The organism is Nocardioides baekrokdamisoli, assembly GCF_003945325.1.
Taxonomy (GTDB): domain Bacteria; phylum Actinomycetota; class Actinomycetes; order Propionibacteriales; family Nocardioidaceae; genus Nocardioides; species Nocardioides baekrokdamisoli.
This window is the reverse complement of the sequence record NZ_AP019307.1, coordinates 1,764,069-1,787,311: the sequence shown is the minus strand read 5'-3', so window position 1 is coordinate 1,787,311 and position 23,243 is coordinate 1,764,069. Positions and strand designations below refer to the sequence as shown.

The window sequence follows — 23,243 nt, the reverse complement described above, 5'->3', positions numbered from 1 at the left end:
AGTCCTAGTGACCCGCGAACCGACGGTTCGCGAGCGACGGATTGATGGCGCGTACGTCCTCGAGTCGTTCGCGGTCGATGGTGCCGCTGACGATCGCAGCGTCCGGACCGGCCTCGGCCAGGACGTGCCCCGCGGGATCCACCACCATTGAGTGCCCGCAGTAGCGAGGTCCGGGCTGCCCGACTCCGACCACGAACACGGTGTTCTCGATGGCCCGCGCGCGCAGCAGCGTCTCCCAGTGCGTCACCTTGTCGGTGCCGGCAGTCCACGCCGCCGGGACCACGATCAGCTCGGCGCCGCGCTCGACAAGGGCTCGCGCCATCTCCGGGAATCGCAGGTCGTAGCAGGTCATCAGTCCGACAGGCAGACCATTGACGTCGATGACAGTCGGCACGATCGGGCCGTGCTGGACGGAGTCGGACTCGCGATAGCCGAACGAGTCGTAGAGATGGATCTTGCGATACTCCGTGTCTGCCGCTCCCCGGACCACCAGTGTGTTCAGCGGCCGATCGCCATCGTCGCTCGTCTCGAACATTCCGGCGATCACGGTCGCGCCACGGTCCGCCGCGACCCGGGCGACCTCGGTGGCGAAGGGTCCGTCGAGCGGTTGCGCGTACGGACTCAGATCGCTGCCGATCGAGCCGAAGTCGCGCGCGTACGCCTCCGGGAAGACGATGAGGTCGGCGTCGCGTGGGGCCAGCGCATCGAGGGCTTGCTCGTTCTCGGTGGGTTCAAGGCTGGACGCGGCCTGAACCAGCGCGATGCGTACTCGATCCCAGGCCACTCGTTCACCCTAGGGCTTGTCTGACATATCTGGCCGTAGCGAGCGGCGTTCCGGCTGTGCCGTGGGCAAGGCGGAGGAGGGAGGCGTGGCGGTGGCCACGCCGAGGGACGACAACGAAGCCGACGGCCTGGCGGGGCGGCGCGCAGCAGGCCACCGATATGTCAGACAAGCCCTAGGTCGTGGCTCCTAGGCTGACCATCATGCGCGCCGTAGCGGTGAGCCCGGCAGAGCCGGGCCAGATCCCAGGTCCCGATTCCCTTCATGTCGTCGAGCTCGACGACCCCACGCCGGCCTCGGGCGAGGTGGTCGTGGACGTCGCCGCGGCGGGACTCAACCGAGCGGACCTGCTGCAGCGGATGGGGTTCTACCCGCCGCCGCCCGGCGCCTCCGACGTCATCGGGCTCGAGTGCTCCGGGATCGTCTCGGCCGTCGGGGCCGGGGTGACCCGCTGGCAGGTGGGCGACGAGGTCTGCTGCCTGCTCGCCGGCGGAGCGTACGCATCGAAGGTGGCCGTGCCGGAAGGCCAGTGTCTGCCCGTCCCGGGCGTCTCGCTCGAGAAGGCGGCGGCACTGCCCGAGGTCGCTGCCACGGTCTGGTCGAACCTCTTCATGATCGCGCGCGTCCAGCCGCACGAGACCGTCCTGATCCACGGGGGCGCGGGCGGGGTCGGGTCGTTCGCGTTGCAACTGCTGCGGGCGCGCGGGATCCGGGTGATCGCCACGGCGTCGGCCGGCAAGCTGGACGCCTGCCGCGGCTTCGGTGCCGAGGTGGCGATCGACTACGCAGGCGACTGGGTCGCGGAGGTCCAGGCGCTCGGCGGCGCAGACGTCATCCTCGACGTGATGGGCGCTGCATACCTCGAAAAGAACCTCACTGCCCTTCGCGACGGTGGCCGCATCGTCGTGATCGGCCTCCAGGGCGGCGTACGCGGCGAGGTCGACCTCAACGCCCTGATGCGCAAGCGAGCCTCGCTGATCGGTACGACGCTGCGGTCACGCTCGGTGGAGTCCAAGTCGGAGATCTGCGCCGAGGTCGAGGCCAACGTCTGGCCGCTGGTCGCCGCCGGCGAGATCGAGGTGCCGATCGACAGTGCGTACGCCCTCGAGGACGCCGCCGCCGCGCATCGTCGGATGGAGTCCGGGTCCCACGTCGGCAAACTGATCCTCACCATGGGCGCCTCTAAGGTGGATGCATGACCGAGCAGCCGCAGGACTCGCAGATCATCGTCGGCCAGGCAGTCGAGCCGGGCGCCCTGTCGGACAGTGACGAGACCAACCTGGCGGACCTCGTGGAGCAGCCGGCGAAGGTGATGCGGATCGGCTCGATGATCCGTCAACTGCTCGAAGAGGTGAAGGCGGCTCCGCTCGACGAGGCCTCCCGCAATCGTCTGCGGGAGATCCACAAGGCGTCGATCAAAGAGCTTGAGAGCGGACTCGCGCCCGAGCTCGTCGAGGAGCTGGAGCGGCTCTCGTTGCCGTTCAACGAGCAGACGCCGTCGGACGGCGAGCTGCGGATCGCCCAGGCGCAACTCGTCGGCTGGCTCGAGGGTCTGTTCCACGGCATCCAGACCGCGATCTATGCCCAGCAGGTCGCTTCGCGGGCACAGTTCGAGCAGATGCGCCGCGGCTTGCCGACCGGCCACAGCGATCTCGAGGGTGGGCCCGACCAGGGTCCGCAAGGAGGTCTGTACCTCTGACCTCACTCACATGTGAGTGAGGTGGCGGTCATCTCTTCGAGAGTCGACCGGCGATCAGCAGCCCCAGACCCGCGGCACAGATCACCACGAGCACCACGACGAACAGCGCCCAGATGATGCTGATGATCAGCTTCGCCAGCAGGATCAGCACGCCGATCACGATCGCGATCAGTGCGTACGGCGCCCACGAGCGCGGTGCCTTGGTGGCCATGGTTCCAGCCTGCCAGACGCACCTGAGCGCGCTCAGAGCGCAAGTACTCCGGCGACTGCCGCGATCACCAACGTCGTGACGATGCCGACCCGACCCACGAACAGCAGGATGAGGGCGGTGGCCAGGACCACCCACTGCCAGGGCTCGTTGAGGGCGCGAGCCAGCGGGATCGACGAGCCGACGATGGCACCGATCGCGGCAGGACCGGCACCGGCTAGGAACGCCCGGGGTCCGCGCGCGCCACGGATCCGGTCGAACCTGGGTGCCCCGAGGAGTACGAACAGGAACGACGGCGTGAAGGCGACCACTGTCGCGAGGACTGCCCCCGGCACCCCGGCCGCGGCGTACCCGACAGCGCCGACTGTGTGGACCACCGGACCCGGGGTGATCTGACCGAGCGCGACCGCGTCGAGGAACCGCTGCGAGCTCAGCCACCCGTACTTGTCGACCGCATCCCCCCGCATCAGCGGGATGATGACGAAGCCCCCGCCGTACGACAGCGCACCGACCTTGACCGCGGTCCACAGGAGTGCCGGCAGGGTCCAGGCGTTGATCGTCCCTTGAGTACGCCGGAGGCCGTACCGGGACCACCCCAGCTCCGCAACGCCGCAGCCGAGGAGCACGACCACCACCCACGGCCCGAGCACAGCTGCGGCCACGGCGGCCGCCAGTGCGTACGCCCCCCAGCGGACACGCGACGGTGTGCGTTGCCAGGACGTGGGTGTCAGCGTCCAGCCCGCATGCAGCGCGACGGCGGCCACGGCTGCGCCGGCTCCCGCACCGGCTCCGAGGATCCAGCGGGGCGGATGACCGGAGAGGAACACCATCGACAGGGCGAGGATCACCACGAAGCCCGGGACGATGAACGCGAGTCCACCGACCAGACCACCCAGGCGCCCGCCGACCCGCCATGCCGACCAGATCGACAGCTGTGTCGAGGCCGGTCCGGGCAGCAGATTGCACACGGCGATCGCGTCCTCGAACTCAACCGCGTCGATCCACTCGTTGCGTTCGACGCACAACTCCCGCAGCAGCCGGATGTGCGCGGGAGGGCCGCCGAAGCCGACGATCCCGATGCGACCCCAGCCCAGGAGGATCTGCCGGATCGCGACCACGGGGCCAGCCTATGAGAGGCGGCGACGGCCACGAGGCCGAGCGGTACCGTTCCCGGGTGAGCAGAGCACGTACGGTCACCACCTCCGACGACCTCAAACTGAAGGTCTACGTCACCGCCGGCCCCTCGGCCGACGCCCCGACCGTCGTTCTGGTCCACGGCTACCCCGACGACCACACCGTCTGGGACGGCGTCGTCGCGGAGCTCAAGCCGCACGCCCGCGTCGTGACCTACGACGTACGCGGTGCCGGCCAGTCAGAGGTGCCGGCGAAGATTGCCGACTACCGGATGGAGCAGCTCTCCGCCGACCTGGTCGCGGTCATCGACTCGGTCAGCCCGGACGCCCCGGTCCACCTGGTCGCCCACGACTGGGGCTCGATCCAAGCCTGGGAGACCGTGACCGACCCCGATGCTCGCGACCGGCTGATCTCGTACACGAGCATCTCTGGGCCGTGCCTGGACCACGCGTCACGCTGGCTGCGCAACCCGCTCAACGCCCGCGCGAGCGTCGGTCAACTGCTGCACAGCTACTACATCGGGATCTTCCAGGTCCCGGTGGTGCCGGAGTTGATGGCGCGGATCGGTCTCATCGACAGCCTCGCGAACCTGTCATTCCGCAAGGGCCTGCCGCTGAAGATCGGCTCCGAGCGGCGCCCCGAGCAGAACGTCACCAACGGCGTGAACCTCTATCGCGCCAACTTCGTGGATGCGCTGCTCTCACCCAAGCCGCGCTCGACCACGGTGCCGGTCCAGGTCTTGGCCCCGATCCATGACCCGCACGTGACCGTGGCCCTGCAGACGCAGGCTCCGAAACCATTCGTGACGGACTTGCACACCCGCACGGTCGTCGGCAACCACTGGGTCGTCCAGCACCGGCCGGACATGATCGCGACGAAGGTCCGCGAGTTCATGGCGTACGCCGAGGGCGGCGAACTCCCGGCCACGCTGCACCACCCGACCGGCAACGGTGCGTACTCCGACCAGCGCGTGCTGGTGACGGGCGCCGACTCGGCGATCGGTCGGGTCGCGGCGCTGGCATTCGCCCGCGAGGGCGCCCGCGTCGGTCTCAGCGGGACTCATGAGGCGGCGCTGGCAGAGACCGCCGCCCTGGTCGGCGAGAACGGCACCGTTCTGGGCGATGACGTCGACGCTGACCTGGTCTCTCGAGTCAGCGAGTCATGGGGCGTACCCGACGTCGTCATCAACAACGCGGGCCGCACTCTGGCTCGAGGCTTCGCCGAGTTGATCGCCTCGTACGCCGAGGGCGGCACGATCATCAACGTCGCGCAGCCGCCGCACACCGTGCTGGAGCGTTCGACCAAGCGTCTGCGCACCGACTTCGCGCGGGACGGCGTACGCGTCGCCGTCGTGGCCGCGGACAGTCAGCCCGCGGCCACGACGGTAGAGCAGATCCTCGCGCTAGTCGGCGAGCTCCGCCCCTGACGGTACGACGACCTCCTTCTGGTGGTCGTGACTGAACTTCGACGGCCACCAGTTCCACTTGCCGAGCAGGATCACGGTCGACGGCACCAGCAAGGTCCGGACGAGGAACGTGTCCATCAGGATGCCTACGACCATGCCCACGCCGAGGTCGCGGATCTGTGACCCACCGCCGCTGCCTCCGACGACCGCGAACACGGAGAAGGTCGCCGCCAGCACAAGTCCGGCTGAGGTGACTGTCGTTCCGGTCGCGCTGAGCGCGTCACGTACGGCCTCCTTCAGCGGCTTGTGGTGCGCCTCCTCGCGGATACGGGTCATGACCAGGATGTTGTAGTCCTCGCCGAGTGCCAGCAAGAAGATGAACATCATGAACGGCAGGAAGAAGACGAGGCCGGGCTCACCGCCGATCGTCATGAACACCAGCACCGCCGTGCCGAGCGCTGCCAGGTAGGACAGGCCGACCGACACGATCAGGTAGAGCGGGGCGACCACGCTGCGCATCACGATCATCAACAGGAGGCCGATCACCACGATCGCGATCGGAACGACCTTCTTGAGGTCGTCCGAGGAGATGTGGCTGATGTCGTAGACCGCCGTCGACATGCCGATGACTCCGCTGTCAGCAGCGCCGACCTTGCCGGCCACGGCGTTGACCGCATTCCGGATCGTCGGCGTCGCGTCCAGAGCGGCCGTCTTCGACGGATCTCCAGCCGTCAGGTTCGCTGCGAAGAAGACGGTGTGGCCGTCCGCGCTGATCGAGTGCGCCAGCGCCTTGCGGAGGCTGTCCTCCACGACAGGGGTCAATCCGGGGATCGGAGTGCCAGCCTTGAGGAGCGGCAGTACGGCCGGGCTGAGCTGCTTCGCGCCGAGGTCGAGCGGGCTACTCACCGAAGTGAAGGCTTCGGTGTGAGCTGCCAGTGCGTCCTTCGCGTCCTTGATGACCGAGCCATCGGTCCAGACGTCCTGTTTGAACACCATGATGACCGTGGTCTGGTCGCCCGTACGACCCTGGAAGTACTGCTTCTGAAGCGCCTCGCCGACAGCCGAGTCGGTACCCGTGGGAGCACTCGCACCGTCGCCGAAACCGGAGGCCTTGAAGCCGAACGTGAACGATGCGAGTGCACTGAAGAGCACGACTCCCACGAGGAGGACGGGCACCGGCTTCTGGACCACCGCCGCCGAGATGCGGCCCCACGAGATCTTCGGTCCGCGGCCACCGATCTTGGCGCCGATCACGTCGAGGAGCCACCAGATCAAGCTCATCACGAACAGGGCGAGCGCGACGCCGGCAGGAATGCCGAGGATCACGCTGAAGAGCGTCCGCACCCAGCCGGATGGAACGACGGCACCAGCAACTCCGGAGAGCAGGCCGGCGACAACGCCGACTGCGAGGAAGATCAAGCGGTGCTTCCAGGTACGCGGACGCCAGAAGGCGCTCGGGCCCAGGATGGCCAACAGCGCCGGCGTCAGCGTCAGACCGGCCAGCAGCATCAAGACGATGCCGATGGCGAGAGGGGCGCCGAGCGTCTTGTACATACCGAAGCTGGCCACGAGCAGTGACAGCAACGCCGCGATGACCGTGCCAGCGGAGAAGGCGACGGACTCGCCGACCTTGGCAACCGAGTAGGCCACTGCGTTCCGCGGCGAGCGGCCCGCTTCGACCTCCTCGCGTACGCGGAAGACCAGGAAGAGCCCGTAGTCGGTGCCGGCCCCCAGGACGAGGACCGACATCAGGATGGTGGCCAGGGCCGACACCTTGAGGCCGTTCTCGGCGGCGACCGCGGTCACCGGCTGCGCGATGATCGCGACAGCGGCGGCCGGCAGCAGGGTCACGAACGGAGCGAGGATCGACCGGTAGATCAGGAAGAGGATCAGCAGGATCAGCACGAACGAGAAGATTTCGATCTGCGTGTTGTTGTTGCCCGACTTGGCTGCGTTGTCGACCTCATCCGCGATCGCACCGATCACGTGGGCCTCGAAGCCGCTGTCATGAGGAGTGACACTGCTGTTCTCGGTCGCCGTGATCGACGATCGCAGCGCTTTCACCAGGGTCTCGTAGTCCTTCTGCGAACTCGGACCGTTCTTGATGCCGGTGACCTGCACGTTGATGATCTGTGCGTTCGCGTTGCCGCCGGGCGCGATCACCGCGTCCGTGACCTTGTCGATCTTCGACACCTTGGCGATCAGCGCAGCGATTGCGGCGTTGTCCTTCGCGGTGAGGCCGTTCTTGTTCGCGACGATGATCGGGATGCTCTGCGTGTTCTTCGGCTGCAGCACCTCGGACAACTTGATCGCGTGCTGGCTCGGAGCCTTGTCAGGCAGGAACGAGCTGTTGTCGCTCTGGCTCACACTGGTGAGCGAGTGGCCGTTGATCATCGCGAAGATCGCGCCGGTGAGGGCAGCGATCCAGAACGCCACGATGGCCCACCGGAACCTCACGGAGAACTCGCCGATCCAGGCAAAGAACTTGTGCATGTACGTCTCCTCCACGTCGCGGCAGAATCCCGCGTCCGGTCGAGCCTAAGTGAGCGTCCGCTCACTCTTCCATGACAGGTGTCACGAGTCGCCTGTGCCGCATGACACTCCACCATTCACAAAACATTACGTACGTATCGGATTGTTGTTATCGTAGGAGATGTGACCGTGACCTCCGCGCCCCGGCGTACGCAGCACGAGCGCCGCGACGCCAGCCGCACCGCGCTCATCGGCGCGACGCTCGAGCTCCTCGACGAGGTCGGGTACGCAAACCTGTCAGTCGCCGACATCTGCGAACGCGCGGGCCGTTCGGTCGGCACTCATCTGCACCATTTCGGCACCAAGTCTGCGCTCGTCGCTGCGGCGGTCGACCATCTCGCGGACGTGCGGATCACGGCGATGCGCGCAGAACTCGTCGAGCACCCCCGTTCGGGCCTCGACGCTGCCCTCGACATCGGCTGGTCCTTCTATCGCGGCCCGACGTTCCTGGTCGCCCTCGAGCTGTGGAATGCAGCGCGTACGGACCCCGAACTGCGCGACCACCTGCTGCGCGTCGAGGAGAACATCGACCGCGAGGCCCTGGCCCTCATGTCCGAGCTCGCCTCCGGCGCGGTCGGCGAGGAGGATATCCGCGGCACCCGATTCGCGGTCGCGTCGATGCGCGGCCTGGCGATGCGGCGCGCGCTCTACGGCGACACCGGCATCGACTACGCCTGGACCCAGATGAAGCCCCTCCTCCTGAAGGCACTCTCATGACCACCTCCCACGAGCTCAACGAGCGCATCGTCGCTGCCCACGCGGCCCTCACGGACGAGGCTCGCGCGGACAAGATCGCCAAGCAGCACGAACGCGACAAATGGACCGCTCGCGAGCGGATCGCGTACCTCACCGGCGGCTGCTTCACCGAGTTCGGTGGCCTCGCCGGCCCGGGACCGAGCCAGAACGGCGCACCGCCGCTGGTCGCGCCGGCCGACGGCATCGTCACCGGGATCGGGTACGTCGACGGCCGCCCGGTCGCGATCGCAGCGTTCGACTTCACCGTGCTCGGCGGCAGCCAGGGTGCCGCAGGCAACGCCAAACTCGGCCGGATGGCCGAGCGGGCGCTGATCGACCGGATCCCGTTCATCGCAATCATGGACGGCGGCGGACACCGGATGCAGGAGGCGCTCGACTCCCGTCTGGCCGCTCCGGGCGCGCCCGTATTCATCCAACTCGGCGACCTCAACGGCTATGTCCCCACGATCGCGGCGTTCCTCGGCCCCGGCTTCGGCGCCCCGGCCAACATGGCGGCCGGCTGCGACTTCGTCGTCATCCGGCGCAAGGCGGCCCACATCGGAATGTCCTCGGACATCCTGGTCAAGGCCGGCACCGGACTCGACGTCACCAACGACGAACTCGGGGACGCCGACCTCCAGGCCTCCCGCGGCATCGTCGACCTGGTCGTGGACGAGGAGCAGGAGGCGCTCGACGCGATCCGCCTCTACCTCTCCTACCTGCCGTCATGGTGCGACGGCGACCCGAACACCGCAGTCGGACCCTTCGTCCTCGGCGGGACGGCAGAGGAGATCGACACGATCGTCCCGGCCAACACGCGCGAGGCGTACGACGTCCGGGACGTCATCGAAGGCCTGTGTGACGACGAGACCGTCTTCGAGATCAAGCCCGACTGGGCGCGGAACATGGTCACTGCCTTCGGCCGCGTCGAGGGTCGCGCCGTCGGCTTCGTCGCCAACCAGCCCCAGTTCAGCGCGGGCGCCATCGACGTCTTCGCGTGCGAGAAGGCCGCCCACTTCATCGCCATCTGCGACACCTTCGGGCTTCCGATCGTCAACCTGATCGACATGCCCGGCTTCCTCGTCGGCCCGGAGGCCGAGGCCACCGGCCTTGCCCGCCGCAGCGGCCGGCTCGCGTACGAACTGTCAATCGCGACGGTGCCGCTGATCGTGATCACGATGCGCAAGGCGTACGGCGCCGCGTACGTCGTCATGGGCGGTGGACGGTCGCTGGGGGCGACCCTCTCCCTGGCGTGGCCGACGGCCGAGATCTGCGCGATCCCGGTCGAGAGCGCGGTCGATCTGGCGTTCCGTAGTGACTGGGAGTCGGCGGCCGACCCCGCCGCACGGCGCGCAGAGCTCATCAAGCTCTTCGGCGCGAACATCGATCCGCTCATCGCCGCCGACAGCTTCGGCATCGACGACGTAGTACTCCCCTCGCACACGCGAGCGTTGATCGCCGAGACCTTGACCCGAACACCGCGACGGCGGCCGGAACGGGTGCCGGGGCGGCGCCGCACGATCTCTCCAATCTGACCGCAGTCGACACATCCGACAACTGTGCAGGATGCTGACAGCATCACTGCCAGTGACAATCGTGAGGACGATCCCGACATGAAACTCTCCAGCGCACTGATGTACGCCGGCAATCCCCGAGACGCCGCCGACCAGGTCGCCTCCCTCGAGAAGGCCGGCCTCGACACCATCTGGGTCGCCGAGGCGTACGGCTTCGACTCCCCGACTCTCATGGGGTATCTGGCCGCCAAGACCGAGACCATCGAGATCGGGTCGGCGATCCTCAACGTCTACTCGCGTACGCCCGGCGCGCTGCTGCAGACCGCGGCCGGCCTCGACAACGTCAGCGGCGGTCGCGCGATCATCGGCCTCGGCGCCTCAGGCCCGCAGGTGATCGAGGGCTTCCACGGTCTGCCGTACGCGACCCCGGTCGCGCGTACCCGCGAGGTCATCGACATCATCCGCAGCGGCATGCGTCGCGAACCCCTCACGTCGGACGGCATCTTCCACCTCCCGCTCACCAAGGAGCACGGCGGCAACGGCCTCGGCAAGGCGCTGAAGATCCTCGTCCACCCGCAGCGCTCCTCGGTCCCGCTCTACGTCGCCGCGCTCGGCGGCAAGTCCGTCGAGGGAGCGGCCGAGTACGCCGACGGCTGGCTGCCGTTCCTCTACCACCCTGAGCGCGCCTCGCAGGTGTGGGGAGATTCGCTGGCCCTCGGAGCGGCCAGGCGGCCCGACGCCCTGGCACCGCTCGAGGTCGTCGCTGGCGGCATGTGCGCGATCGGCGAAGGACCTGAGACCAAGTCGCTGCTCGACTTCGCCCGTCCCCTGGTCGCGCTGTACGTCGGCGGCATGGGCGCTCGCGGCAAGAACTTCTACAACGATCTCTTCGTCTCCTACGGGTACGAGGCCGAGGCCAAGGAGATCCAGGACCTCTACCTCGACGGCAAGAAGCGCGAGGCCGAGGCGGCCATCCCGCTGGACTTCCTCGAGGCGATGAACCTGGTCGGGCCGGAGTCGTACGTGAAGGAGCGCATCGAAGCCTTCCGGGAGAGCGGCGTCACGAACCTGCAGATCACCCCGGCTGCCGATGACGCCCCCGCGCTGGTGGCGAAGATGAAGGAACTCATCGGGGGCTGACCCCCGACGTCAATCGACGAGGGTCAGTCGTACCTTCGCGAGGTCGCCCTCGGCCAGATCGTTGGCCTTGCGTACTGCCGCCTTCACCGGGAGGACGTACGTCTTGTGTTCCTTGCTGGGGAACAAGGACGTACGCCACGTCACGCTCCCGACCGTGACCCCGACGCGTACGCTCCCGAAGCCCCGTTTGGGGCCGGAGGTCTCGTCGATCTCGTCGGCGATCTCGAACGGAACGCTGACGAAGAACCAGCTGCCACCCTCCTCCGGGCGCCAGCGCCAGAGTTCGGCTTCGAAGGCATACACGGTCGGACCCATGAGGTGATTCTGCCCAGTTGTCCGAAGAACCTGTTCTAGTCTGCGGACCATGGAGATCTCAGGCGCAAGCGCCGTCGTCACAGGTGGAGCATCGGGCATCGGCGAGGGGGTCGTACGCGCCCTCGCTGCTCGCGGGGTGAAGGTGGTCGTGGCCGACCTCAATGTGGAGAAGGGCACCGCCCTCGCGGCTGAGGTCGGCGGCGCCTTCGTCGAGGTCAACGTGACGAAGACCGAGCAGATCGAGGCGGCTGTCGAGGCCGCGGATGCGCTGGCACCGCTGCGGATCCTGGTGAACTCGGCCGGCATCGGCTGGGCGCAGCGCACCATCGGTCGCGACGGCACGTACGCCTCCGCGCACAGCCTCAAGGCGTTCCAGGACGTGATCGCGATCAACCTCGTCGGTTCGTTCGACGCGATCCGGATCGCGGCCACCGCCATGAGCCGACACGACGCTCTCGAGTCCGGCGAGCGCGGATCCATCGTCAACATGGCCAGCGTCGCGGCGTTCGACGGCCAGATCGGCCAGGCGTCGTACTCGGCCTCCAAGGGCGGCATCGTCTCAATGACACTGCCCATCGCGCGCGACCTCGCCGCCACCGGTATCCGGGTCAACACCGTCGCGCCCGGTCTGATCGACACCCCGATCTACGGAGAGGGTGAGCCGGCGGAGGCGTTCAAGGCGAACCTCGCCCAGAACGTCCTCTTCCCCAAGCGTCTCGGCAGCGCCAGTGAGCTGGCCAGCATGACCGTCGAACTGCTGACGAACTCGTTCATGAATGGCGAGGTCGTACGCGTCGACGGCGGTGCGCGGCTGCCTCCGAAGTAGGCGACGAAGGGGCCGTCGAGCCCGGGGTTCATGAATTCGTTGCCCGAATGTGTTCCCAATCACACCTTTCTACTCCAAACTGAGTCCGGCTGGTCGCAGAATGCGACCGCGGGGGATCAGTTCAGGAAGGTGCTTCAATGTCAGTTCTTCGTCCGCACAGACGCCTCAGGGTCGCAGCCGCGGTTGCGATGGTGGCGTCGGGTCTCAGCCTTGTCGCCGCTCCGGCTGCGCACGCCGACGGTCCGGGCAGCGGGACCGCCTACTCAGTGGCCCTGGGAGACTCCTACATCTCCGGTGAGGCCGGCCGCTGGGCCGGCAACGTCAGCGGCACCAACGAGCCGCCGATCGACGCCCTCGGTAGCGGCGCGTACAACGACACCCCGGACCACAGTGCGGAGACCATCACCCGGTGTCACCGCTCCGGCTCGGCCGAGATCTACCTCGACCGGACCGCTGGCGGCGGTACGTACGGCCAGAACCTCGCCTGCTCGGGGGCGACGACCGCGACCCACTGGGACAGCAAGAACAACTTCAAGCCCGGCATCGACTTCTACGATGACGGCAGCGGCCACCAGGGCCAGGCCAAGATGCTGCAGAACTTCGCGGCCGGCCACAACGTCACGATGGTCGTGCTCAGCATCGGCGGCAACGACTTCGGCTTCGCTGACATCGTCCAGAACTGTGTGACCGACTTCCTCTACTCGCCGAGTTCGTCGCCCGACTACTGCTACGACGACAACACCACGACGTCGCGGATCAACCAGACCAACGCCAACGCGATCCGCGACCGGATCCGCGACGCCCTGCTCAACATCAACACCGCCATGACCAACGCGGGCTACACCTCCTCGCAGTGGACGTTGATGTTGCAGGACTACCCCATGCCGCTGGAGCGCTCGACCGAGGCTCGCTACGGCGACTCCGGCTACACCGCGCAGAGCACCGGCGGTTGCGGGTTCTGGAAGGGCGACCTCAACTACGCGGCGAACGTGATGCTGCCGATGATCAACAACACGGTGTGGGCTGCGGCCGACGCTGCCAACCTGCCGAACCTGAAGCGGCTCTACCTCGACCACGCCATGGACAACCACCGGCTGTGTCAGCGTGGGGTCGACCTGGCGGACAACATGGGTTACAGCAGCCCGTGGCAGGACCCGCTGGCCTCGGCCAAGGAGGAGTGGATCAACCAGATCCACACGGTGTCCGCGTCCAACAGCGACTTCTTCATCCAGGAGTCCCTGCACCCGAACTACTGGGGCCAGCTGGCGCTGCGCAACTGCCTGCGCCAGGCGTGGAACAACGGCAGCCCGACCAGTGGCTGGTGCCAGCCCTCGTACGCCTGGGGCAACAACGCCGGTGGCGAGCCGAACATGACGTTCTCGAGCACGTACGCGGCGGGCTACCAGCCCCCGCACCGCCTGTTCAACATCGGTGGACCGCAATCGAGTCGTTGCATCGACGTACCCGGGAACTCCTCGTCGAGCGGATCGGTGTTGGAGTTGTACGACTGCAACGGGGGCGGCAACCAGAACTTCACCTACGACCTGACCGCACGGCAACTGCACGGCACCGGGAGCCAGACCGGCCTGTGCTTCGGGCTGCAGAACAACTCCACGGCCTGGGCCACGCGCGTGATCATGCAGAACTGTGATGCCAACAACAGCCTGCAGCGGTGGACGCTCAACGCCAGTCAGCAGATCATCAACGACGCCACGGGCGCGTGCTTCGACGCCAACGGCGGTGGCCAGTCCAACGGTACGCAGCTCCTGATCTGGGGTTGCGGCGGTACGGACAACCAGAAGTGGTGGTACGGAGAGGCCTGACCCGTTGACAGGTGGCGCCTTCAGGCGCCACCTGTCGCCAGGGCGACGAGGAGCCCTCGGGCGTCCTCGACCAATTCCGCACGACTCGGGTGGAACTCTCCGAGCACCCAGTCCTGAGCAAGTTGCAGGCCGCTGCCCACGATCGCCATGCCAAGGGTCTTCTGCTGACCTTCGGTCAGGGCGATCGTGGGCTCGGTCGCTTGAAGGACAAGCACGAGCAGATCGGCGAACTCCCGGGTCGCCGCTCGATACACGGCGTCAACCCGGGGGCTCACGCCGAGCACCTCGAAGAGGTGGACCCGGCCGGCACGCGGGTTGTCCTCAACCCAGGCGAAGAGCCCGTCAAGGGCGCCGGTGACCACCGCGAGGCCATCCGAAGCCTCCGCGACACCCTCTGCAACCCGCTGGCGCAGGTCGGCAAGGACGTGGTCGTACACCGCGACGAGCAGGTCCTCCATGGTCTCGAAGGACTCGTAGAAGTAGCGCTTCGCGAGCCCCGCTTCCGCGCAGACTGCAGCCAGCGTGGCAGCTCGGTAGCCGACGCTGCCGAAGACCTCGACGCCCGCCGCGATCATCCGCTTCCTGCGTTCAGCGGTACGCGATTCGGCAGAAACGCCCCCGTACGGCCGCGCGCCGATGACTCCCTCGCTCATGTGCGGATAGTGACACATGAACGGTTGCTCGCCCGCGGTGGCGCGGGTTGACGCAGCTACTGGCTGGCGCTGCCGGAGGTCGCGTACCGGGTTGACGTACGTCCGGACAGAGCCGATACCTCGGTGATGTCAGCGACCGCAGCGAGGAAGGCCGCCTGCCAGGTGTCCCTGGCGAACATCAGCGCAGCATGACCACTGGCGACCTCATAGACGGTCGCGTCCGGGACTGCCGCAGCCAGTTCGCGCTGATGCTGAGGCCGGATCACCCGATCCTTGGTCGTGATGACCACCGCAGTCGCGGTGTCGACGTCGGGGAGCCAGCCCGTGGAATCGAAGACGCCAAGGGCATGCAACGCACCCGAGAAGGCCCACAGACTCGTGCTGCGGAGTTCGCGTACGCACCACCCGACGATGTCCGTCACGGCCTCGTCAGCCTCGGCCTGCCGTTCCTGGTACGCCTGGACGTGACCGGCAGCGCCGCCGAGAACGGTGCGATTCAGGACGCCGAGCACCGTGAAGAAGCCGTGGTCGAGCCGGTTGTGGCTCCACTGCGCTGAGGTCGAACACAGCACGAGACCGCCGACCAGGTCCGGGTGCCGGTGCCACATCATCTGGGCGGTGGCTCCGCCCATGGAGTAGCCGGCCACGATCGCCTGCTCGATCTCCAGATGACGCAGGACCGCAGCGGCGTCGTCGGCGCAGTCCTCGAGGCTGAAGGCGTCCGACGCTGTCCCGCGACCATGCCAACGATGGTCGAGCAACACGACCCGATGGCTCTCCGCGAGGCGATGGACGACCGGGAACCAGGTCAGGTAGCCGGTGGTTCCGATGGCGTGGAACAGCAGGATGGTCGGCGCCTCGGGAGTCGGACCCGGGATGTCGACGATGTGCATCGGGCCGTACCCGGGCACCTCGAGGAGCACGGCCGGCGGCAACGAGTCGATCGTCGGCAACGACTCGACGTCCGCCGCGCTCTCCACGTACTCACGCAGCCGGGTGGCCGCGGCTCGGCCGACCACGCCGACGACCTGGCCGGCTGTGCTGCGCAGCAACTCGAACCTCATGCTGACTCCCTCGAATCGTGGTGCTCCCCGGGCATGAGTTCAGCCAGGGCGGCCGGGAAGAAACCTGCCAGTACATAGACGTCGGGAAGGAGGTCTGGACACGCGAGCAAGGAAAAATTCATCCGGTCGATGTAGGACCAGACCGTCACGTTGAGACCGACACCCTCGATCAGCGGTCCGACGCTGAAGACGTCGGAGAACATCGCGCCACCGACCTTCACCCGCTCGCGCGGGCCCGGGACGTTGGATGCGATCACGGAGAATGGGGCCGGGTGCAAGCGGGCGCCACGCAACCGCGTGTACGCACGCATGAAGGCGGCGAACGGCCCAGGCATCGCGAACTGCGACCAGTCCCCGAAGGACGACCCGAGCTGTGCGCTGATCGCCTTCGCAGCCCGCGTGGTCTCCGCGATCGTCCGGAGCCGCTCCACGGGGTCATCGATGTCGGTCGCCAGCGTGGTGAACATGTTCGAGACGTTGTTGCCGAACAGGCGCGGATCGCTGTCGCGCGGGTCGAGGCCCACCGGCACCCCCGCGGTCAGCGATGCCCGCGGGTGTTCGCCCTGATGCTCCAGCCAGCGCCGCAGCGCACCGGAGATGACCGCCAGGACGACGTCATTGAGCGTGGCCTCGCAGTCGGCCGCGTGTGCACTGCGTACATCCTTGAGAGATGCGAGCGGAAGGCTCACCGTGGCGAAGCTCCGGCGTGCGGTCAGCGGCCCGTTGAACGACACCCGTGGCGCGTCCTTGATCGGCATCGGCACCTTGCTGGTAGACGAGCGTCGGAGCTTGACCACGCCGAACAGTGCAGCAACCGTTCTACGCACCAGCCCGAGCAGCGACGGCGCCTGCCTCGCAGCGTCGCGTACGGCACCCCTCATCAGGAATCCGCGATCGGGGAGGTCCTGGCCCTCCTCGGTGTCGGTGAAAACCGCCCGCCTGATTTCCGAGGAGGAGAGATCCATGACGTTGGCGAGCAGCGCATTCGCTGCGATCCCATCGGCGAGGGCGTGGTGCAACTTGCACACGACCGCGGTCTCGCCGGTCGCCAGCCCCTCGCACAGGTGGATCTCCCACAGCGGCACGGAGCGGTCCAGCGGGACGCTCGCGATCTCGCCGATCAACTGCTCCAGATCTGCCATCGATCCGCCCCCACCGACCTGGTGGTGGAAGAAGTGGCGCGTCGGATCGATCTTGCGCTGGGTGATCATGACTGGGTGATTCAGTGCGCCCGGGATCGGTACGATCCGCCGCCTCATCGGTGGCAGTCGATCCAGCCGCGCCAGAGTGCCCGCGACCAGCCGGTCGTACGTCATCCCGCTGGATGCCTCGACGATCGCGATCTTGAGTGTGTGCATGTGGGTCGTGGGCGTCTCCATGTACAGGAACCCCGCGTCCACACCTGTCATCCGCACGATCCGCCTGCGGTCATTCGGCGTCGTCACGACACCACTCCGGGGAGCTCTCGTACGACCACCTTGCCGGAGGCGTTGCGGGGCAGTTGGTCCAGCGCGATCACGTCACGAGGCACCTTGTAGCCGGCGAGCCGGTCCCTGACGTGGGCCTTCACCGCATCAGCAGTCACGGTCACATCGTCGTGCAGGACGACGTACGCCGCCAGCCTTTGGCCGAAGGCCTCGTCGTCGACTCCGATGACCACGACCTCGCGTACCGCATCCATGTCGGCGATCGCCCGCTCGACCTCGCTGGGGTACACGTTCTCGCCGCCGCTGACGATCATGTCGTCGTCGCGACCGACCACGAAGAGACGGCCGTGGTCGTCCATCCTGCCGAGGTCTCCGGAGATCATGTAGCCATCAGCCGACGCCTTGCTGCCGCCAGACGTGTAACCGTCGAACTCGGACGCGCCGCGCACCGCAATCCGACCCACCTGTCCCGGTGCGACGACCTGGCCGTCATCGTCGAGGATGCGCAGCAGCGTGCCGGTCACCGCGCGGCCGGCGGTGTCCGGAGCCTCGGCGAGATCGGCAGGAGATGCCACCGTGATCTGACCGGCCTCGGTCGCGTTGTAGCTGTTGAAGACGACCGGGCCGAAGCGCCTGAGGAACGCGACGACAGCATCGGCACGCATCCGCGAGCCACTCGCCGAGACGAATCGGAGCGCCGGCAGCGGGTAACGATCGAGCACGTCCGGCGGGAGGTCGATGATCCGCTCCAACATCACCGGCACGACGGAGATGCCGGCTGCGCCATGCTCCTGGGCGAGAGCGAGGGTCGCTTCGGGGTCGAACCGACGACGCATCACGACCGTGCAGGTCATCGTCGCCGCGATCACGAGCTGTCCGAATCCCCAGGCGTGGAAGGTCGGCGCGGCGACAACGACCGTCTGCTCCGCCTGCCACGGGATCCGCTCGAGCATGGCGGCCAACTCCGAGGTCGACCCTCCGCTACGGCTGGCGCCCTTCGGCGTCCCCGTGGTGCCCGAGGTCAGCAGCACGATCCGGCCGGGGCGGCGTACGGGAGGGGTTTCTCCGGCATGCGCCGTGATCAGGCCCTCGACCGTCGGGGTCTCTCCGGGACCGTCGATCCACGCACGTACGAGCTTCAACTCCGGCAAGCCCGCGGCAACCGCGTCGACGACCCCCGCGAACTCGTCGTCGTAGATCAGGACGCCAGCCTGTTCGCGCCGCATGACGTCCAGCAGTTGCGGGCCGGAGAATCCGGTGTTCAGCAGCAACGCTGACGACCCCACCCGCGCGCTCGCAAGAAGCGAGTCCACGAACCCACGGTGGTTGCGACACAGAATCGCGATCGGCGCGCCGTCCTCGATCAGTCCGCTGAGTCCTGCGGCGAGGGCATCGGCCCGGTCCTGGAGTTGACGCCAGGTGAGCGACCCGAGCTCATCGATCAGCGCGACACCGTCGGGTCGCCGCGCCGCGGCCAGCGCGAAGCCGGAGGTCGCATGCGGGCCGTAGTTCCGCAGGACCTTGGCCATCTGTACGTACTTGTCGGGCCGCAGCGGCGCGAGCATGCCGCTGCGCGTCAACTGACGGGCTGCCCACAACTGCGAACGAAGGCGCCCCGGCGCACTCATCCGAGCACCGGGAATCGGCGCTCGGATGCCAACTGATCCAGAGCAACCTGCATCCGGCGCCGGATCTCGGCGTCGACCTCAGCGATGTCGGGGTCGGCCCCGAACTCCGCCATCAGGTCGATGGGCTCGAGCACCTGCGTGACGATCTTGGTCGGCAGCGGCAGGTTCGGCGGGAACGCGGCGGTCAGGCCGAAGGGGAATCCGAACGTGATCGGGAAGTACTTGCTGCGTACCAACGAATCGAGACGCAGGAGCTTCGCGATCCACTCGCCTCGACTGAGGTGGATCTGCGCCTCCTGGCCACCGATGCTGACGATCGGCACGATCGGCACGCCCGTCTCGAGCGCCGTGCGTACGTAGCCTGAGCGCCCGTTGAAGTCGATGACGTTCGCCTTCGAGGACGGGCGGTACGCGTCGTAGTCGCCGCCAGGGAACACGATGGTCACCGCGCCCGACGACAGCACCGCGTGCGCGTTGTCGCGGGTCGCGGGCACGAAGCCGCAGCGGAGCATGACCGCGCGCGCCGCGCCGGTGAACAGCAGGTCGTGTGCGAGGCAGTACAGCGGGCGTTCGCTTCCGAACTCCTCGAAGAAGGCGACCGCGAAGATCGGGACGTCCATCGCGAGCAGCCCGCCGGAGTGATTCCCGACGACGAGTGCTCCGCCGGCTGGCACCCGGCCGATGTCGCGCACCTGCGAGCGGAAGTACCGCTTCATCGGCAGGCGCAGCAGCGGCATCAACTTCGCGACGTACGCCGGGTCGCGGTGCGCGAGGATCTCGAGGTTCTCAGCGCTCGTCATGCCGACACCTCCGTACGCGGGGCGCCCTGACCGCTTGCGCAGGTTCGCCACGAGAAGGCCTGCCACCCGTTGGGGTCCTGTGAGAGTCGGTCAACGGTCGCCATCAGCGTCAGCGGACTCGCGACCATGCCGACGTGGCTGCTCACGACCTCGATGTTCTCGGCGATCGGATCCGACGAGGCGTCCACCATGCAGCCGCGCCAAGGCACGACGCCGTCGCTCTTCGACCAGACTGCGGTGGTCGGCACCGGGACGGGCTGACGGAGTTGCTCCACGATCGGCCGCGCCCGGTCCGAGATGCCGTGCTTCTCGCGGGACTTCTCGAACATCGCAGTCGCGCGCGTACGTTCGCCGTCGGGACGCCACGGTGAGCCGAGGCAGATGATCTGCCGGACGTCGTCGGGGTACGTGTGCGCGAGGTGCCTGGCGAGCACTCCTCCGAAGCTCCACCCCACCACGCTCACCGGTTGGTCGTAGCGCGTGCGCAAGTCCTCGAAGCGAGCGTGGAGACCGTCGATGAGGGTGTCGGTCAGGCCGATGTTCCGGCCCTGGCCCCACCCGTGCGCTGCGAACCCGCGGTGATCGAGGTGCGACCGGAGGCGACCGGTCATTCCATCGGTTGCGGAGAATCCCGGCAGCACAAGGACAGGGCGGCCAGAGCCGATTCCTCGACGTGGGCGGACCCGGTCGAGCGTGCTCGACGCCGCGTACTCACCGATCCAGCGCGGAAGCTCCAACAACAGCAGTGACCGCGACGGCATCGTCCCGTCGCCGCCGTGCCCGGTCTCGCCCTCAAAGTCGTACACCCCAACCCCTTTCTAGAACACGTTCTAGTTTGATAAGGATTATGAGCGGCGGAGGGCGGTTCGGCAACCGGGTGAGCGCCTGGATCTGCACCGCGTACCGGCAAGAGGCGGAACGGCGGTGAGTGGGCGGCTGAAAAGCGGGTACGGGCGGTGGTGACCGAACAATCGCAAGCACGGAGGCACACCACCATGAATGACCAGTCCAAGAACAGCACCCAACGAATCGCGGGTCGCGCCAAGGAAGCAGCGGGCGTCGTTGTTGATGACGACGACTTGAAGGCCGCGGGGCGGGCTGACCAACGCAAGGCCGACCTGAAAGACAGGATCAGTCGCCTGAAGGACAGACTCCAGGCGAGAGCCGACGAAGTCCGTTGATGTGAAGCTTGAGCGCCGCGTGACGACCGTTGCGCGGCGCCCCCAGCATCGCGCCACCCCGATCAGAGGGACGCCGTCATCGGCTACTCGTTCGGGTCCGTGTCGTCGAGAACGACGTCGCCGCGGCGCCTCGTCAGCATCAAGGTCAACGTCAGGAGCAGCCCGATGACACCTACGACGATCACGATCGTGCCGACCGTGGGGATGCTGACTCCCGCAGGCGTGTACGTGATCGCCCATCTCAGAACGGCGCCGAGAAAGATCAGGGCGAGACTTCCGCCAATACGCATGGTGATCCTCCAAGGCTGATGGACGAGGGCCGGGCACGTCTTCCTTACCCGTATCCGACGAACCTCAAACAGGCGAGCGACAGGAACTCGGGAGGTGCGGGCCGACCTGCGGGTAGGTTGGAGATGTCCTGCTACCCCGGACCCCGGTGGCGCCGTCTCGAACGAAACCGAGCCCACCATGAATCGTTGGCACGAACATCCCGGCGTCCGCCACCACAGTCAGCTCACCGTCGGCGAACGGGCCGCAGATCTGATGCGCAATGGCATGGGGTCATGGCCGTTTGTCTTTGTCTTCCTGTGCTTCATGGCCGTCTGGGCGGCCGTCAACGGCAAGCACGGCGTTGACCCCTACCCGTTCATCCTCCTGAACCTGTTCCTGTCGATGGTCGCCGGACTGCAGGGTGCGATCTTGCTGATCTCGGCCAAACGCGCCGACTCGATCAGCAGCGAGGTGGCTATTCACACCCTCGACAACACGAAGCAACTGCAGGAACTGATCGAGGCGAACACCGTGCTCACCACGACCGTCGCTGAACTTGCGACGCAGATCCACGAGCACGTGTGCGGCAACCACTCTGCTGGCTAGCGCTGAACTCAGTCGCTGATTCCCGGCGGACGCGGCGTGAGGGTTCCGTTGATCACGGCCAGAGCGACGTCGCTCAATCGTTGGTTGTTTCTGCGACTGTGGGCCCGCATCAACCTGAAGGCGTCATCAACGCTGACTCCCGACCGTGCCAACAGAACCCCCTTTGCCTGCTCGATGAGCACCCGACTGTTGAGTGCGGTCTGCAACTGCTCGGCGATGAGCTGGGACTCGCGTACCGCTCGCTCCTGAAGCAGGCCGATCGCCGCCACATCAGCGAGAGCTTGCGCAAGTGCCAGGTCGTCCTCGCTCAGGGTCGACTGGTGGAGGCAGAAGAGATTCATCGCGCCAATGACGTGGTCGCGCAAGCGCAGCGGGATCGCGTGGGTGGATCTGTAGCCAGCGAGAAGAGAGGCTTCGGTGAACCTGGGCCAGCGAGTTTCGGCCTGAGCGAGGTCGACATTGGCGATCACGTGTCCACTGTTGAAGCAGTCCAGGCAGGGACCCTCAGCACTCTGCAACTCGAAGAGTTCGAGTACTTGCGCCTGATTGCTCGTCGAGGCCGCAACTTGCAGGCGGCCGTGTTGGTCGCTGAGGATCACCCCGGCGGCGTCGGCATTGAGGAGCTCGACACTCCGCTCGGTCAGCGTGTGGAGGAAGTCCAACGCATCGAATTCATCGACCAGTGTGTCTGCGAGCTCCACGAAAACCTGCGTGATACGCCGCTCTGCGTTCATTCTGTTTGTTCCTGTCTGGACCACCCTCGGCACTGCAAGGCTGGATCCGATTCATTCATGATCCTCCGCCGAGAGCTGGAAGCGAAGGGCTCCTTCAAGCACGTCCCGTGCGACCGCGCGTAGTGATCGGTCGGCGGCGTACGCGTGAGCCTGCAACAGCAGCAATGCCTCGCTCAGGCTGACGCCCGCTTGCACAGCGACCGCGCCGGTGGCCTGGTGCACCTCGGCGTGGCTCTGAACCGACGCCCCGAGTAGCGGGTGCAATCCACCTCCAGGTGGCACCTTGCTCTGCATGCGCAACAAGACGACCGCCGCGGCATCGCCATAGGCGAGTGCGTCGCCGAGCTGCTCGTCATCAAGGGCGCCGGGAGTCGCCCGGTAGAGATCAAGGATCCCGAGCCGAATCGCTCCAATCTGGAGAGGGAAAGCAAAAATGGCAGCGATCCCAGCCTCCAGGACTGCCGGCCCGAAGCCCGGCCATCGCGTGCGTGCGGTCCCGGCGAGATCGGGTTCCATGATCGGTCGACGGCTGCGCGAGGCATCCAGGCACGGTCCCTCACCGAGTGTGAACTGCAGTTCCTCCATCAGCCTCGCCGGGCCATCTGTTGCTGCGATGACCCCCTGATGGCCGGCGTCGTTCATCAGCGCCAGCCCGACTCCGTTGACCGGCAGTGCCTCCATGCACTGATGACACAGGTGATCAGGCAGGGAGCGCGAGTCACATCCGGCGAACTCCAGCGACGCAAGGATCTGGCCGGCCGTCCTCAC

The 23,243-nt window shown here is 67.0% G+C and carries 24 protein-coding genes; 10 read left to right on the top strand and 14 right to left on the bottom strand.

The annotated features are described in order from the left end of the window. Positions 1 to 4 precede the first annotated feature (4 nt). Positions 5 to 784, bottom strand: coding sequence for a carbon-nitrogen hydrolase family protein (locus tag KCTC_RS08655; protein ID WP_125568623.1), 780 nt, complete (start codon positions 782 to 784; stop codon positions 5 to 7). A gap of 200 nt (positions 785 to 984) precedes the next feature. On the opposite strand from KCTC_RS08655, the gene KCTC_RS08650 reads away from it, so the two are divergent. Together KCTC_RS08650 and KCTC_RS08645 are read left to right on the top strand one after the other, a co-directional pair. Continuing rightward, positions 985 to 1,980 carry an NAD(P)H-quinone oxidoreductase gene (locus tag KCTC_RS08650; RefSeq protein WP_125568621.1) on the top strand — a complete coding sequence of 332 codons (996 nt, stop codon included), beginning with the start codon at positions 985 to 987 and terminating at the stop codon, positions 1,978 to 1,980. Further along, entirely contained in the window at positions 1,977 to 2,480 is a 504-nt protein-coding gene (locus tag KCTC_RS08645) for a bacterial proteasome activator family protein (RefSeq protein WP_125568619.1), read from the top strand. Before KCTC_RS08650 ends, KCTC_RS08645 begins: the two co-directional genes overlap by 4 nt. A 28-nt stretch (positions 2,481 to 2,508) precedes the next feature. Here the strand turns inward: KCTC_RS08645 and KCTC_RS08640 are convergent, their stop codons facing one another. Both KCTC_RS08640 and KCTC_RS08635 read right to left on the bottom strand, forming a co-directional pair. Then, on the bottom strand, positions 2,509 to 2,691 hold the full coding sequence (locus KCTC_RS08640) for a hypothetical protein (protein ID WP_125568617.1): 183 nt from the start codon (positions 2,689 to 2,691) through the stop codon (positions 2,509 to 2,511). Between the two features lie 32 nt (positions 2,692 to 2,723). Beyond that, positions 2,724 to 3,806, bottom strand: coding sequence for a chromate transporter (locus KCTC_RS08635; RefSeq protein WP_125568615.1), 1,083 nt, complete (start codon positions 3,804 to 3,806; stop codon positions 2,724 to 2,726). Between the two features lie 56 nt (positions 3,807 to 3,862). On the opposite strand from KCTC_RS08635, the gene KCTC_RS08630 reads away from it, so the two are divergent. Beyond that, positions 3,863 to 5,248, top strand: a complete 1,386-nt coding sequence (locus KCTC_RS08630) for an alpha/beta fold hydrolase (RefSeq protein ID WP_164512542.1) — start codon at positions 3,863 to 3,865, stop codon at positions 5,246 to 5,248. Here the strand turns inward: KCTC_RS08630 and KCTC_RS08625 are convergent. After that, complete coding sequence (locus tag KCTC_RS08625; RefSeq protein ID WP_125568611.1) at positions 5,225 to 7,720, bottom strand: MMPL family transporter; 2,496 nt, start codon at positions 7,718 to 7,720, stop codon at positions 5,225 to 5,227. The genes KCTC_RS08630 and KCTC_RS08625 overlap by 24 nt on opposite strands. A gap of 168 nt (positions 7,721 to 7,888) precedes the next feature. Here KCTC_RS08625 and KCTC_RS08620 point away from each other — a divergent pair, with 168 nt between their 5' ends. The 3 genes from KCTC_RS08620 (at position 7,889) to KCTC_RS08610 (ending at position 11,148) form a co-directional block, all read left to right on the top strand. Then, positions 7,889 to 8,476 (top strand): TetR/AcrR family transcriptional regulator, encoded by a 588-nt coding sequence (locus KCTC_RS08620; RefSeq protein ID WP_164512541.1) that lies wholly within the window; start codon positions 7,889 to 7,891, stop codon positions 8,474 to 8,476. Next, the gene (locus tag KCTC_RS08615) at positions 8,473 to 10,029 is read left to right on the top strand and encodes an acyl-CoA carboxylase subunit beta (protein WP_125568607.1); all 1,557 of its coding nucleotides are present in this window, start codon (positions 8,473 to 8,475) and stop codon (positions 10,027 to 10,029) included. Before KCTC_RS08620 ends, KCTC_RS08615 begins: the two co-directional genes overlap by 4 nt. A gap of 78 nt (positions 10,030 to 10,107) precedes the next feature. Then, positions 10,108 to 11,148 carry an LLM class F420-dependent oxidoreductase gene (locus KCTC_RS08610; RefSeq protein WP_125568605.1) on the top strand — a complete coding sequence of 347 codons (1,041 nt, stop codon included), beginning with the start codon at positions 10,108 to 10,110 and terminating at the stop codon, positions 11,146 to 11,148. Between the two features lie 9 nt (positions 11,149 to 11,157). On the opposite strand, the gene KCTC_RS08605 is transcribed toward KCTC_RS08610, so the two are convergent. Continuing rightward, entirely contained in the window at positions 11,158 to 11,463 is a 306-nt protein-coding gene (locus KCTC_RS08605) for a DUF1905 domain-containing protein (RefSeq protein ID WP_125568603.1), read from the bottom strand. Positions 11,464 to 11,512: 49 nt separating this feature from the next. Here KCTC_RS08605 and KCTC_RS08600 point away from each other — a divergent pair, with 49 nt between their 5' ends. Further along, a complete protein-coding gene (locus tag KCTC_RS08600; RefSeq protein WP_125568601.1) occupies positions 11,513 to 12,289 on the top strand; it encodes an SDR family NAD(P)-dependent oxidoreductase in 777 nt (258 codons plus the stop codon). 137 nt (positions 12,290 to 12,426) lie between these two features. Then, complete coding sequence (locus KCTC_RS08595) at positions 12,427 to 14,112, top strand: ricin-type beta-trefoil lectin domain protein (protein ID WP_125568599.1); 1,686 nt, start codon at positions 12,427 to 12,429, stop codon at positions 14,110 to 14,112. A 20-nt stretch (positions 14,113 to 14,132) separates the two neighbouring features. On the opposite strand, the gene KCTC_RS08590 is transcribed toward KCTC_RS08595, so the two are convergent. From KCTC_RS08590 to KCTC_RS08565, 6 genes are read right to left on the bottom strand one after another with little or no spacing between them, the layout of a single operon-like run. Further along, entirely contained in the window at positions 14,133 to 14,765 is a 633-nt protein-coding gene (locus KCTC_RS08590) for a TetR/AcrR family transcriptional regulator (protein WP_164512540.1), read from the bottom strand. A 56-nt stretch (positions 14,766 to 14,821) separates the two neighbouring features. Further along, on the bottom strand, positions 14,822 to 15,829 hold the full coding sequence (locus KCTC_RS08585) for an alpha/beta fold hydrolase (RefSeq protein ID WP_125568595.1): 1,008 nt from the start codon (positions 15,827 to 15,829) through the stop codon (positions 14,822 to 14,824). Continuing rightward, positions 15,826 to 17,274: a WS/DGAT/MGAT family O-acyltransferase gene (locus KCTC_RS08580; protein ID WP_125568593.1), complete on the bottom strand. Its 1,449-nt coding sequence runs from the start codon at positions 17,272 to 17,274 to the stop codon at positions 15,826 to 15,828. Before KCTC_RS08580 ends, KCTC_RS08585 begins: the two co-directional genes overlap by 4 nt. Beyond that, positions 17,271 to 18,884 carry an AMP-binding protein gene (locus tag KCTC_RS08575; RefSeq protein ID WP_125568591.1) on the bottom strand — a complete coding sequence of 538 codons (1,614 nt, stop codon included), beginning with the start codon at positions 18,882 to 18,884 and terminating at the stop codon, positions 17,271 to 17,273. The genes KCTC_RS08580 and KCTC_RS08575 overlap by 4 nt, the downstream gene beginning before the upstream one ends. After that, positions 18,881 to 19,684: a 1-acyl-sn-glycerol-3-phosphate acyltransferase gene (locus KCTC_RS08570; RefSeq protein ID WP_125568589.1), complete on the bottom strand. Its 804-nt coding sequence runs from the start codon at positions 19,682 to 19,684 to the stop codon at positions 18,881 to 18,883. Before KCTC_RS08570 ends, KCTC_RS08575 begins: the two co-directional genes overlap by 4 nt. Next, positions 19,681 to 20,490 (bottom strand): alpha/beta hydrolase, encoded by an 810-nt coding sequence (locus tag KCTC_RS08565; RefSeq protein ID WP_125568587.1) that lies wholly within the window; start codon positions 20,488 to 20,490, stop codon positions 19,681 to 19,683. Before KCTC_RS08565 ends, KCTC_RS08570 begins: the two co-directional genes overlap by 4 nt. Positions 20,491 to 20,679: 189 nt before the next feature. Between KCTC_RS08565 and KCTC_RS08560 the strand changes: the two genes are divergently transcribed. Further along, entirely contained in the window at positions 20,680 to 20,865 is a 186-nt protein-coding gene (locus KCTC_RS08560) for a CsbD family protein (protein WP_125568585.1), read from the top strand. An 83-nt stretch (positions 20,866 to 20,948) separates the two neighbouring features. Here KCTC_RS08560 and KCTC_RS08555 read toward each other — a convergent pair whose 3' ends face one another. Beyond that, positions 20,949 to 21,155, bottom strand: coding sequence for a hypothetical protein (locus tag KCTC_RS08555; protein WP_125568583.1), 207 nt, complete (start codon positions 21,153 to 21,155; stop codon positions 20,949 to 20,951). Between the two features lie 94 nt (positions 21,156 to 21,249). Here KCTC_RS08555 and KCTC_RS08550 point away from each other — a divergent pair, with 94 nt between their 5' ends. Then, positions 21,250 to 21,741: a DUF1003 domain-containing protein gene (locus KCTC_RS08550; protein ID WP_197715166.1), complete on the top strand. Its 492-nt coding sequence runs from the start codon at positions 21,250 to 21,252 to the stop codon at positions 21,739 to 21,741. An 8-nt stretch (positions 21,742 to 21,749) separates the two neighbouring features. On the opposite strand, the gene KCTC_RS08545 is transcribed toward KCTC_RS08550, so the two are convergent. Together KCTC_RS08545 and KCTC_RS08540 are read right to left on the bottom strand one after the other, a co-directional pair. Then, on the bottom strand, positions 21,750 to 22,442 hold the full coding sequence (locus KCTC_RS08545) for a GAF and ANTAR domain-containing protein (RefSeq protein ID WP_231998653.1): 693 nt from the start codon (positions 22,440 to 22,442) through the stop codon (positions 21,750 to 21,752). An 84-nt stretch (positions 22,443 to 22,526) separates the two neighbouring features. Continuing rightward, a complete protein-coding gene (locus KCTC_RS08540; RefSeq protein WP_269461415.1) occupies positions 22,527 to 23,243 on the bottom strand; it encodes a GAF and ANTAR domain-containing protein in 717 nt (238 codons plus the stop codon).

Bases quoted from the DNA above. Each gene is read 5' to 3' on its own strand.
- KCTC_RS08650 (WP_125568621.1), top strand. From the start codon at position 985: ATGCGCGCCGTAGCGGTGAGCCCGGCAGAGCCGGGCCAGATCCCAGGT.
- KCTC_RS08645 (WP_125568619.1), top strand. From the start codon at position 1,977: ATGACCGAGCAGCCGCAGGACTCGCAGATCATCGTCGGCCAGGCAGTC.
- KCTC_RS08640 (WP_125568617.1), bottom strand. From the start codon at position 2,691: ATGGCCACCAAGGCACCGCGCTCGTGGGCGCCGTACGCACTGATCGCG.
- KCTC_RS08625 (WP_125568611.1), bottom strand. From the start codon at position 7,720: ATGCACAAGTTCTTTGCCTGGATCGGCGAGTTCTCCGTGAGGTTCCGG.
- KCTC_RS08615 (WP_125568607.1), top strand. From the start codon at position 8,473: ATGACCACCTCCCACGAGCTCAACGAGCGCATCGTCGCTGCCCACGCG.
- KCTC_RS08610 (WP_125568605.1), top strand. From the start codon at position 10,108: ATGAAACTCTCCAGCGCACTGATGTACGCCGGCAATCCCCGAGACGCC.
- KCTC_RS08605 (WP_125568603.1), bottom strand. From the start codon at position 11,463: ATGGGTCCGACCGTGTATGCCTTCGAAGCCGAACTCTGGCGCTGGCGC.
- KCTC_RS08600 (WP_125568601.1), top strand. From the start codon at position 11,513: ATGGAGATCTCAGGCGCAAGCGCCGTCGTCACAGGTGGAGCATCGGGC.
- KCTC_RS08595 (WP_125568599.1), top strand. From the start codon at position 12,427: ATGTCAGTTCTTCGTCCGCACAGACGCCTCAGGGTCGCAGCCGCGGTT.
- KCTC_RS08590 (WP_164512540.1), bottom strand. From the start codon at position 14,765: ATGAGCGAGGGAGTCATCGGCGCGCGGCCGTACGGGGGCGTTTCTGCC.
- KCTC_RS08585 (WP_125568595.1), bottom strand. From the start codon at position 15,829: ATGAGGTTCGAGTTGCTGCGCAGCACAGCCGGCCAGGTCGTCGGCGTG.
- KCTC_RS08575 (WP_125568591.1), bottom strand. From the start codon at position 18,884: ATGAGTGCGCCGGGGCGCCTTCGTTCGCAGTTGTGGGCAGCCCGTCAG.
- KCTC_RS08570 (WP_125568589.1), bottom strand. From the start codon at position 19,684: ATGACGAGCGCTGAGAACCTCGAGATCCTCGCGCACCGCGACCCGGCG.
- KCTC_RS08560 (WP_125568585.1), top strand. From the start codon at position 20,680: ATGAATGACCAGTCCAAGAACAGCACCCAACGAATCGCGGGTCGCGCC.
- KCTC_RS08555 (WP_125568583.1), bottom strand. From the start codon at position 21,155: ATGCGTATTGGCGGAAGTCTCGCCCTGATCTTTCTCGGCGCCGTTCTG.